This is a genomic window from Bacteroidota bacterium, from assembly GCA_018698135.1.
GTDB lineage: Bacteria > Bacteroidota > Bacteroidia > CAILMK01 > JAAYUY01 > JABINZ01.
Map to the genome: position 1 here is coordinate 1 of JABINZ010000113.1, position 10,420 is coordinate 10,420.

The 10,420-nt window shown below is 32.7% G+C and carries 12 protein-coding genes; 9 read left to right on the top strand and 3 right to left on the bottom strand.

The window, feature by feature from the left end:
• Window positions 1-370: 370 nt before the first annotated feature.
• Complete coding sequence (locus tag HOG71_07100; GenBank protein MBT5990605.1) at window positions 371-3,274, bottom strand: T9SS type B sorting domain-containing protein; 2,904 nt, start codon at window positions 3,272-3,274, stop codon at window positions 371-373.
• A gap of 67 nt (window positions 3,275-3,341) precedes the next feature.
• Between HOG71_07100 and HOG71_07105 the strand changes: the two genes are divergently transcribed.
• The 9 genes from HOG71_07105 (at window position 3,342) to HOG71_07145 (ending at window position 9,573) form a co-directional block, all read left to right on the top strand.
• Window positions 3,342-4,121, top strand: coding sequence for a sugar nucleotide-binding protein (locus HOG71_07105; GenBank protein ID MBT5990606.1), 780 nt, complete (start codon window positions 3,342-3,344; stop codon window positions 4,119-4,121).
• Window positions 4,122-4,644: 523 nt separating this feature from the next.
• Window positions 4,645-5,763, top strand: a complete 1,119-nt coding sequence (locus HOG71_07110) for a Fic family protein (protein ID MBT5990607.1) — start codon at window positions 4,645-4,647, stop codon at window positions 5,761-5,763.
• A 59-nt stretch (window positions 5,764-5,822) separates the two neighbouring features.
• Entirely contained in the window at window positions 5,823-6,266 is a 444-nt protein-coding gene (locus HOG71_07115) for a hypothetical protein (GenBank protein MBT5990608.1), read from the top strand.
• Window positions 6,155-6,781, top strand: a complete 627-nt coding sequence (locus HOG71_07120) for a hypothetical protein (GenBank protein MBT5990609.1) — start codon at window positions 6,155-6,157, stop codon at window positions 6,779-6,781. Before HOG71_07115 ends, HOG71_07120 begins: the two co-directional genes overlap by 112 nt.
• The gene (locus HOG71_07125; protein MBT5990610.1) at window positions 6,774-7,247 is read left to right on the top strand and encodes a hypothetical protein; all 474 of its coding nucleotides are present in this window, start codon (window positions 6,774-6,776) and stop codon (window positions 7,245-7,247) included. The genes HOG71_07120 and HOG71_07125 overlap by 8 nt, the downstream gene beginning before the upstream one ends.
• Before the next feature lie 345 nt (window positions 7,248-7,592).
• Entirely contained in the window at window positions 7,593-7,892 is a 300-nt protein-coding gene (locus HOG71_07130) for a type II toxin-antitoxin system RelE/ParE family toxin (protein MBT5990611.1), read from the top strand.
• A gap of 4 nt (window positions 7,893-7,896) precedes the next feature.
• Window positions 7,897-8,175: a putative addiction module antidote protein gene (locus tag HOG71_07135; protein MBT5990612.1), complete on the top strand. Its 279-nt coding sequence runs from the start codon at window positions 7,897-7,899 to the stop codon at window positions 8,173-8,175.
• An 880-nt stretch (window positions 8,176-9,055) separates the two neighbouring features.
• Window positions 9,056-9,265 carry a hypothetical protein gene (locus HOG71_07140; protein ID MBT5990613.1) on the top strand — a complete coding sequence of 70 codons (210 nt, stop codon included), beginning with the start codon at window positions 9,056-9,058 and terminating at the stop codon, window positions 9,263-9,265.
• On the top strand, window positions 9,259-9,573 hold the full coding sequence (locus tag HOG71_07145) for a type II toxin-antitoxin system RelE/ParE family toxin (GenBank protein MBT5990614.1): 315 nt from the start codon (window positions 9,259-9,261) through the stop codon (window positions 9,571-9,573). The genes HOG71_07140 and HOG71_07145 overlap by 7 nt, the downstream gene beginning before the upstream one ends.
• Before the next feature lie 319 nt (window positions 9,574-9,892).
• Here the strand turns inward: HOG71_07145 and HOG71_07150 are convergent, their stop codons facing one another.
• Window positions 9,893-10,192 carry a type II toxin-antitoxin system RelE/ParE family toxin gene (locus tag HOG71_07150; GenBank protein ID MBT5990615.1) on the bottom strand — a complete coding sequence of 100 codons (300 nt, stop codon included), beginning with the start codon at window positions 10,190-10,192 and terminating at the stop codon, window positions 9,893-9,895.
• Window positions 10,193-10,197: 5 nt separating this feature from the next.
• Window positions 10,198-10,401, bottom strand: coding sequence for a hypothetical protein (locus HOG71_07155; GenBank protein MBT5990616.1), 204 nt, complete (start codon window positions 10,399-10,401; stop codon window positions 10,198-10,200).
• Window positions 10,402-10,420: the final 19 nt, after the last annotated feature.

A 10,420-nucleotide genomic window follows, 5' to 3' on the forward strand; every position in this document is an offset into this window, starting at 1 on the left:
ATAGCCACTTATCGTATATTTTGATTGGGCAAAGCTGGTTGCTGAGTACATTATCAGCAGTAGACATAAAAAAATAAAACGCTTAAATCGCATGCTTGTTCTTAATTTCAAATTATTGTTTGTATTTATTAACGCAAGTTCTACTTCTAGCAAAAATCAGGATATTTTTTATTTTCAAACTTTTTCAAACTATGCTTGACAAAATTGCATTTAATACCATCTGGTATAAGACGCTTTTAAAGGCGATACGACTACAACTCAATTTGAAAAATTATCACAATTTATTTGTAGATTTTTTAAAGAATTAGGAAAGAGTGGAAATAAACGATAGCAACAAAACGAAAATTAATCAACCTAAGCCTGTCCACTTTTATCGGATTAGAGTAACATTACCAAATTTCGTCTGTTTTTCTAAATCCTCAAATTGGTAGTCAATACGATAAATATAAACCCCTATTGGTGAAACGGAGCCTTTAAAATGGCCATCCCATGCTTCTTCAGGATTCGAAGTCTCGAACAGTTTTTCACCCCATCGATCGAAAATCTTAAAGTTATATTCAGCTAAAATACAATCGAAAGAAGGTTTGAAAGTTTCATTTAAACTGTTGACATCCGGTGTAAAAGCATTAGGAACAAACAGGTAACAATCGCAATTCTTGAACTCAACACGAATCGTATCAAAATTATGACAATTGCTATCAATAATCTCGACCCAATAAGTAGCACTTTGGTCAACAAAATAAGTTGGATCAGAAGAGTAGTCCTGCCAAATATAACGACAGTTAGGTGATGTTACATCCAAAGTAATGGTTTGTCCAATACAAACAAATGTATCTTCTCCTAAATCTATTGGTGGCACAGGAATAAAACTAACAAGAATGGAATCAGAAGAGCTGCAATTATCAATTGTTTTTACCAACCAATATGTTCCCGGTTGGCATATATCAAAAGTTGACTTGGTTGATTGATCTTGCCATAGATAGCTTGCATTCGGACTAGAAGAATTTATTGTCAATATATCGCCATAACATAAACTTGTGTCTTTTCCCAAATCAAATACTGGCAAAGGATTATAGTCTACCTGAATTGTTCCTCTTGTTGTACATTCATCAACAGTCACTTCAACCCAATAGGTTCCTGCCTGACTTACAAGATAAGTTGAATTAGTTGAATTGTTCTGCCACAGATAAAAAGCATTAATTGTTGTAATATCCAATAGCAATTCTTCTCCCTGACACAAAGTTGTATCAGTACCTAAATCAACTATAGGTAAGGGTTTATAAGATATATCAATAACATCTGTCGAGCTACAATTGTTAACGGTAACTTCCACCCAATAGGTTCCATCTTTCGTGACTTTGAATGTTGAATTGGTCGAATTATCCTGCCAAATATAGGAAGCATTTAACGTACCCGCATTTAGTATTAAAACTTCTCCTTTACACAAGACTGAATCTGTCCCTAAGTCTATTTTAGGCAATGGATTATAACTAATATGTATATCGAAAGTCGCACTGCAATTATTGACAATAAGCTGAACCCAATAGTTTCCTTGTTTGCTAACTTCAAAGGTGGGATTGCTAGAATAATCTTGCCATAAATATGTAGCATTCAATGTTGTTGCATCCAATGTCCATTTATCTCCCTGACAAAATGTGGTATCGTTGCCCAAATCTACATATGGAAGAGGATTATAATTAACCTGAATAACATCAACTGCGCTGCAATTATCTACAGTTATTTCTACCCAATAGCTTCCTTGCTGCGTTACAGTAAAGGTGGAATCAGTGGAATTATCCTGCCACACATATGTTGCATTTGCTTTTGTCACATTTAACACCAGAGTTTCTCCTTGGCAAAGTGTCGTGTCCTTTCCTAAAAAAACAACAGGTAAAGGATAGATATTAACAAAATCGATTGCAGTATCTGATAGCCCTTCATAAAATGTAATGAGGGCAACTTCATATCGGCCAGTATCAGAATAAAGATGCTTAGGCAAAAGATCTGTAGACGTATTTTCCGCATTATAGATATCACCAAAATTCCATTTTACAGAATCGAATACTGTAGAGGTTACCTTAAAAGAGGTTGAATCTCCGAAGCAAATTTGAGAAAAGGTAAAATCAGAATCGAGGGTAATTGAATTATAAAAAGTTGGAAGCCCAAAACTGGTGTTTTTTCCTCCCAAATAAACACCATTTACAACATAATCGCATGAAGTTCCTAAAGTGTTGGGGTTATTAATCACACTTAAATAGGTATCAGCAGTACGGGAATGATAGATTTTTTGATCGGGTGCCAATTGAAGTGCACCACCTCGACCAGAACCTCCACCAATTGCTGTTTTCGAATTTTCAATAGCTGTGACAGATCCTGCTAACAAATTATATTGATAAACAGTTGATGGAGTTATTTCAGGAGAAACATATAATATATTATTATTAGGAGAAAACTCCATTCCATAAGGACCTGAAGAATTTGCAAAGCCCTGGAAAGTCATTGTATTACTTACAACACCTGTTGCATTATCAAAATCAAATAATTCAAAATAGTTGATATAATCGTTAGCCACAACCAGACGTTTTCCATCCTGTGAAGCTTTTAAATAACCAATTGAATTTCGAGTTGGACCACTAATAACAGTACCAACACTACTAACCACTGGGCTAGTGGCTAATCCCGAAGAACTAAGTAAATATGCATGAAAAGCATTGGAATTAAACAATCTGGTGACAACCCAATAGTCAGTGTTATTTTTATGCTTAATGGCTGTAATCTTTTCACAAGTGGGTGTTACTATTGCAATGTTCTTGGAACTGGTAACATCTCCTAATCCACTTGATAATGACATATCTATGATACTATATCTGAGTCCACTGGATCCAACTTCCTCGGCAACAGTAAAAACATAATAAAGCGTGCTTGAATTTGGTTTTTTCGCAATAATGGCCGACTGTGTACTGCTGTTACCACCCATTAAGCCTGATCCATTTGGCATAACCTGATGATTCTTATTCCATATTAGAATTCCATTGGTATAAAACAATATGACTCCATTGTTGTCACAAATCGAAGCACAGCCTTCCTTATTTGATAATGCTCCATCGGTAAGGGCAACAGGAACTCCTGAATTGAAGTCTAAACCAGCATAATAACCAAAATACCAAACATTGCCTTCTTTTTGAGCAAATACGTAATTTTGACATAATAAACTATTCAACAGGAGGAATAGCAATCCAACTTGTATAACCCGATTTAGAAAAGAATAATTCATGATTATACCAAAGTTACGAATAAATATCAATCTGTAAGAAAAATTTTCATTTAATTATTTTTAATTCATGACTCTCAAAATCCTTATTACAGGTGCTTCAGGAACAATAGGCACAAAGCTTTTGACTTTCCTACAAAAAAATGGGAATGAGGTAATTGTTTGGGATAGGACAACTACATCGATAGATGACTATTGGCAAATGGAAAGCTTTATTGTAAATCATAATGTTGATGCGTTTATCCATTTAGCTGCTATCACATCATTTGATGAGGAAAAAAGGAAATTGAGTTGGCAGGTAAATTATGATTGGCCATCTGAATTAGCCTGGATTTGTAAAAAACATCATATTAAATTTATTTTCATTTCTTCAAATATGGTTTTTAGTGTTGGAAACAATGGTCCATATTTTCCCGATTCCGTAGCCGATGAGACCCAAGGATATGGTTTTGAAAAACGAAAAGCTGAAGAAAAAGTAATTGCACAAAATCCTGATTCAGTTATCCTACGCTTAGGTTGGCAGATTGCAGATCAAGGAGATAATTCGATGTTAACATTTCTGGATAGCGAAATGAATATGAAAGGAGAAATTAGAGCTAGTCATTTATGGCTACCCTCCTGCTCCTTTGTTGATGATACTACTGACATAATAAATCAAAGTATACATTTCCCAAAGGGTATTTATCATATGAACTCAAATACAAATTTGACTTTCTTTGAAATCGTTTCTGCATTAAAATCTTTCTATAATAAAGATTGGAATATCGTTCAAACTGAAGATATTATAGGTGACCAACGTATGATTGACACACGCATACAGATAAACCCCCTTGATGAAAAATTCAACTGATTTAACTAGCTTTTCAATGATACTGTATAACAAATTTTGAATATCCGCTATTGCAGCTATGAAGAAAAATTGCCACAGATTTATACCTTCGGTTTAACGGCCAAGAACACGACATCGAAATCAGTGGAACAGGCAACAGTTACATAGCTGAATATTGGCAATACGATTCGAGATTAGAGAGAAGGTGGAATGTTGATCCTATAAAAAAACATCATGAGAGTTCTTATAGGAGAAGCTGAAATTGAGTCATTATTTAAGTAACGATTGGAGGTGCAAACTGAAAGTTAGAGTGCATCTAGAATCCCCCAACTAGTACAAGTTTATAAAAACAAAAACAGGTTCAAGTTAGACTATGGTTTTTTTGATTTCAATAATCCTTTCCTACTAATGATGGATGAAACATTGTTTGAGCGAAAAATTCAAAATCCTATTTAATTTGACAGTAATATGGATTTCAAATAATATTTGACAGGAAATTTTAATAATGTCAAAATTGTGCTAAATTTGACACAAAAAGAAAAAAGTGTCAAAGCAAATTCCATACGATAGAGAAAAGCCTTATAATCAATTGCCACTTCTGCCTCCTGAAGAAGAAAAAATTATTACGATCAGGGTTATGCAAGCACTGAATAATGCTAATAGAGCTTTAGCTGAACTAAAAGGACTAGCACGTAAACTGCCTAATCAGTCAATGCTTGTAAATACGATTGCACTGCGGGAAGCAAAAGCGAGTACAGAAATTGAAAATATTTTTACAACTGATGATGAATTGTATAAATCATTAACATACAAGGAATCAGATATAAAAGGAGGTGCTAAAGAAGTGTTGTTTTATAGGCAAGCGCTTTGGTCTGGCTATCATCTCATCAAAAAAAATGAAGAATTTTCAAATGAGTTGATTGTGAAGGTATATCAGATTGTTAAAGAAGTTAATGATTCAATAAGACCTGATCAAACTGAAACCGTGATAATGAAACGAGGAAGTGGGTTATTAGGAAGTTCAATTGTGTATACACCTCCAAGAGGCAAGCTTATTATTCAAACAAAATTGGATAATCTGTATGATTACTTAAATAATGATGATAAATACCCACATGATCCACTTATTAAATTAGCAATTTCACATTACCAGTTTGAGGCAATTCACCCATTCAGAGATGGAAATGGACGAGCTGGTAGAATCCTTAGCATACTCTATTTAATACAAAAAAGGTTACTGGAGGTTCCTATACTTTATTTAAGTGCTTTCATTATTAAGCAGAAAGAAGATTATTATGATTTACACAATCGTGTAACAACCAGGATGAACTGGGAGGATTGGATCATTTATATGTTAAAATCAATAGAAGAAACATCACTTTATACGATCAGAAAGATTGAAGAAATTGATAAGCTATTTAATACAATCTTAACACTAGTGAATCAAAAATTACCGCACATCAGAAAAGAAACTGTTGAGAAATTATTTGAGCAACCTTATATTAGCCCCAAAACACTAATCGGGCAAAATATTAAAAGTCTGAATACAGCAAAAAAATATCTTACTCAATTGGAAATAGAGGGTGTAATGTTATCTAAAAAGATTGGGAAAGAGATTATTTATTTGAATATCGATTTGTATAACTTATTATCAGAATCATAAAATTCCAAGGATCGAGACGACTCTTGAGAAATAGGAGATGCTGGAAAGTAAAGCTGTTTATGGGATGCTTCACACTTAACATACTAGATGGATTTCCGTCAAAACATTCCTCCCAAATTCTGATGGGAAGTAATTGGAAACCAATCACTAAAAAGGGCGTAAGTACTTATAGGTTTGGTTTCCAAGGGCAAGAAATGGATCACGAGCTGAAAGGCACCGGAAATTCTGTGAACTTCAAATACAGAATGCATGATCCAAGATTAGGTAGGTTCTTTGCGGTTGATCCATTATCAAAAGAATTTGCATATAATAGTCCTTATGCATTTTGTGAGAACAAGTTAGGAATTGGGGTTGAGCTTGAAGGTTTAGAAATCAGACCTTATATTCGTCTATGTATAAGTACAAGTGTAATTTTATGGTTGTTAATGCTAAGGACAACACATATGAAAAAATTTCTGTATACTATGTTGAAACTCTTAAGGAAAAAACTCCTGATGGATTAAAGAATCGAACTTATTATTATGGTGCAGATGCTAAAGTTCATCACTATAATTCAATTCTTAAGGTATCAAATAATGTTGTAAAACAACCAGATGACAAAAATCTTTTACCAAGAGATACAAGGTGGAAACCATTAGTTGAAACTGCACCTCAACCTTCAAGTGGTTCAGTAGGATTAGATGGTATTACGTTGGTACTCCAAACTTATGATGGTTTTAAGAATTATTTATATAATGGTAAAATTGAAGCAAAGAGAAGAGATGATGATATGGCAATGCTAAGATCAATTAAGATCGTTCATAAATGGACGAAGGGTATTGAGAAATCATCTTATAGTGAGTTTTCAGGAGGAAATGGAAGAGCTGATTTGATTAACTTTATAAATGATGGATTCAAGCCATACGGGAATGAACGTGCTACTGATGAGTACATGAATAAATTAGTGAAACTTGGAAATTTAATAATGAAAAATGAAGGAATTAAAGATCAACGAAATCAAAAATCTCTGCTTGAATAAGATAGGAAATAGGGTAATATTTGTTGCCTTCGCATTATTTATATTTCCCTTGTTAATATGCTGCAATTCTTTAAAGACGAATCATGATCAAAGTATTGAATATATTTTGGGAAATAATACCTTACCAGCAATTTTCGATTGTAACTTTAAAAAAGTTCGAAATATTCATAATATTAAACTTGATGATAAAAATCTGATGTTTAATGGTTTATGTGATATTCTTAAATCATATAAACAACAATGGAATATTGAAAAAGATGATACACTTCCTGAGATTGGAAAAGATGAAATAGTACTTGTTAGACTTGGTAATCCAATCTCAGATACCAGTAAACATGATTTGATTCTATTATTTACTTTTGATAAATCAAAATCTAAAAAATTATTGCGATTTGAGTACTACTTTGATTTGAAGGAACAATATATTGAAGGTTTATTAGAAGAACTGGATCAGATTTCTGACTAGTAGTTGATTTGTAACAACTTTGCTAGTTGTAGTTTGTAACTGCAACTATTTGTTACCCACTGGGCGTAGTTTGTAACTACGACCAACTATAAAAACACTATGAGCGCATGCATGTAAAAAACAAAAACTGGCGTTTCGAAAAATTTGGGATACCTTTTTGTTTTAGAGCAATTGGTTTTCTTATGATTTTTCTTTGTTTCCCAATGGGGTACACATGAATTGCCCAGTGGATATGGATATTCAAAAACTAAAAACCTTATTGGGATTTAGCTTTAAATTCCGCATAAATTTATTTGATGTTAATAAAATTTCTTTAAATTTGTATCCGAATGAATACATAATTAAATGTACTTTATTGAAAAAACAGTCGAGTTTGATAAATGGCTGAGAAAATTAAAAGACCTTAAAGCGAAGGCAAAAATTTTGTTCAGAATTCAAAGAATTGAAAGTGATGAGCACTTTGGAGATTGCAAACCTCTAGGTGATGGTGTTCGGGAAATAAAAATTAATTATGCCAAAGGTTATAGGATTTACTTCCATGAAAAAGATGGAAAAATAATCCTTTTGCTTATTGGAGGAGATAAATCAAATCAGCGAAAAGATATTGAAAAAGCAAAGAAAATATTGAGCAAGATCAAAAAATAGAAATATGGAAACCTCAAAATTTGACATAGCAGATTATTTAGACAATAATGAAATAATAGCAGAATATCTCAATTCCGTTTTGGAAGAAGGAAATAATTCGGATGTTATTATAGCAATTGGTCATATTGCGAAATCAATTGGAATGACAAAGATTGCAAATGAAACAGGACTTAGCAGACCAAGTTTGTACAAAGCCTTATCTGAAGGAGCGAAACCCCAATTTGAAACAATTATGAAAATATTACGAGCAATTGGAGGACAAATACGAATAAATCCTGTTTGAATTATACTTACCAATATGTGATTATTGATTAATTTTTGATAACTCAATTCCTTCCATTGAATTAATTGCAGAAGGAAATTTTGATAAAGTTACTGAAATACAAAATAGTCGTAAATCTGAAATAATAAAATCAATAAAAAATAATGACAGCAAGTGATTTTATATTACGGGAAAAAATATTAAAAGGTCTTGAATTAACTTACGAGAGACTAATTAAATATAAAATTGAAAGGAATCTGGATCTTGTAATATCTGAGAATGGCAAAGTGATTCACATTGATCCCAAAAAATTTAAAAAGTAAAAGTATACCAGGCAAACCAGCCCATCATCAAGAATTTATCGAATAATTCGCACAAATACAATAAGTTGCGAGTATATGCCCATAAGCTCATTATAAAGTATAAGTAAGAGAGAAAAATGAAATATAGAAAAGTATATTTCGTTATCTTTATGGTACAAAACACAAATGCTGGATATTTCGGTTCAAACCATGCCAGCCATTTCGGAGTATCAGTGCCTCTATTTCGGTTCTAATGGTGCCACCCAATAACATTGGGTTCGGTTCTAACCGTGCCACTTTATAAGATCAGGTAAATTACCATACTCAAAAAAAGAAGAGATAGTGTTATAACCAGTTGGTTAAAAGACTTCAATCTCAGGAAAGTTCAATATATGGCAGGACATAGATACATCAGCTCAACCGAAAGATATTTAGTTAATCAGATAGAAGATCTTCAATTTGATATTGAGAGGTTTCATCCACTTTCCTAAAGCTGTAAATTAAAATTAATTAATTAATAATCTGGAAATGCATTAAATTTGTACAATATGATTGCTTAAAGAATAGTTATGGACATTCAATCAATTAAGTTAGACTTAATGCAAAAGTTAATTGCTACAAAGGATTTAGACCTTTTAAAAAAAATCGGTGTTTTGTTTGAAAAAGAAGCACCAATAGCTTACAATGCAGAAGGAAAACCTCTTTCAAAAAAGCAGTTGTATAGAGACTTAAAAGCAGCTGAAAAGGAAATTGAAAAAGGGGATTATTATACAATTGCAGAGTTAAGAGAAGAATCTAAGTCATGGTGACAAGTAATCCGAGAGTGATTCTTTCAAAAAGAGCCATATCCTCAATCAAGGCGATATATTCATACTTAGAAGCTGAAGCATCAGAGCAGACTGCAATAAAAATTAAAGAATCTATAATCAGTAAATGTGAGAGTTTAGGTACTTTTTCAGGCTATTCAAAAGAGCTTTATCTTGAAGGATTTCCAGAAGACTATCGATCTGTAAGTGTTTGGGATTATGTCATTATTTACCTGGTAACTGAAAAGGAAATCCTGGTTTTAAATATTATTCATGGGAAAATGCATCCAGAAAGAAGGAAAGATTTCTAATAATATAGAATCATTATTGCCCTTTAGCCCAGATCGGCTCAATAACAAAATGGGCCATTTAACACACATAATTACAATAAGTTAAATGTAATAGCCTAAAAGCCCACCCAAAAAGATAAGCAAGCAAAAAAAGAATTATTCAATCATAAAACCCTCAATAAATCGTTAATTTTAAAGACTGATTTATGGGCTGCCTCAAGTTAAATATCATTGAACAAAGATTTCATTTGGAGGAAGGAAATCAAATTCCGTCAAAACGTTCCTCTAAAACTCGAATGGGAAGTAATTGTAAACCAATTACTAAAAAGGGTGTTAGCACTTATAGGTTACGCTTCCAAAACACAGGATTTCTTGAAGTATGAAAGATAGCTCGTATAGTTACAAGTTGCTTTTCTTCTGAAATAGTGAAGTGTACCATATATGGAAACTTTTTAAGAGGCAAACAGCGTACATTGTCATAACGTATGCGAAAAAAAGGTTTGTTTTCAAGAGCCTGAAAATGTTTGTTTAATACTTTCAGAAACTTTCCACCAAGATCAGATTGCTGTTCTTCATAATAATTGATTGCAGATTGGATATCGGTTATAGCCTTTGGATCAATTACAATCTTATACACCATTGAATTTAGCCTTTTATTGTAAGTTTTTGCACAGCTTCATTCCAAGCAACCATATCATTGGGATTAGTATTAAGAATGCGATCTCTCACAATGGCCTTATGTTCTTCTGGAATATCCTCTTCTAAAGTAATCTTCACATAAGGCAAGCTTTTAAGTACTTCAAGTAGATGAAGTGCCTTATTGTCTTTAATATCTAAAATGACTTTCATGAAACAATTTTGAATATTC

What these genes read in the sequence shown, in the direction of transcription:
- HOG71_07145 (MBT5990614.1), top strand. Translation starts at nt 9,259, where the DNA reads ATGGTGACAAGTAATCCGAGAGTGATTCTTTCAAAAAGAGCCATATCC.
- HOG71_07120 (MBT5990609.1), top strand. Translation starts at nt 6,155, where the DNA reads ATGTATAAGTACAAGTGTAATTTTATGGTTGTTAATGCTAAGGACAAC.
- HOG71_07105 (MBT5990606.1), top strand. Translation starts at nt 3,342, where the DNA reads ATGACTCTCAAAATCCTTATTACAGGTGCTTCAGGAACAATAGGCACA.
- HOG71_07150 (MBT5990615.1), bottom strand. Translation starts at nt 10,192, where the DNA reads ATGGTGTATAAGATTGTAATTGATCCAAAGGCTATAACCGATATCCAA.
- HOG71_07140 (MBT5990613.1), top strand. Translation starts at nt 9,056, where the DNA reads ATGCAAAAGTTAATTGCTACAAAGGATTTAGACCTTTTAAAAAAAATC.
- HOG71_07155 (MBT5990616.1), bottom strand. Translation starts at nt 10,401, where the DNA reads ATGAAAGTCATTTTAGATATTAAAGACAATAAGGCACTTCATCTACTT.
- HOG71_07100 (MBT5990605.1), bottom strand. Translation starts at nt 3,274, where the DNA reads ATGAATTATTCTTTTCTAAATCGGGTTATACAAGTTGGATTGCTATTC.
- HOG71_07135 (MBT5990612.1), top strand. Translation starts at nt 7,897, where the DNA reads ATGGAAACCTCAAAATTTGACATAGCAGATTATTTAGACAATAATGAA.
- HOG71_07115 (MBT5990608.1), top strand. Translation starts at nt 5,823, where the DNA reads ATGGGATGCTTCACACTTAACATACTAGATGGATTTCCGTCAAAACAT.
- HOG71_07130 (MBT5990611.1), top strand. Translation starts at nt 7,593, where the DNA reads ATGTACTTTATTGAAAAAACAGTCGAGTTTGATAAATGGCTGAGAAAA.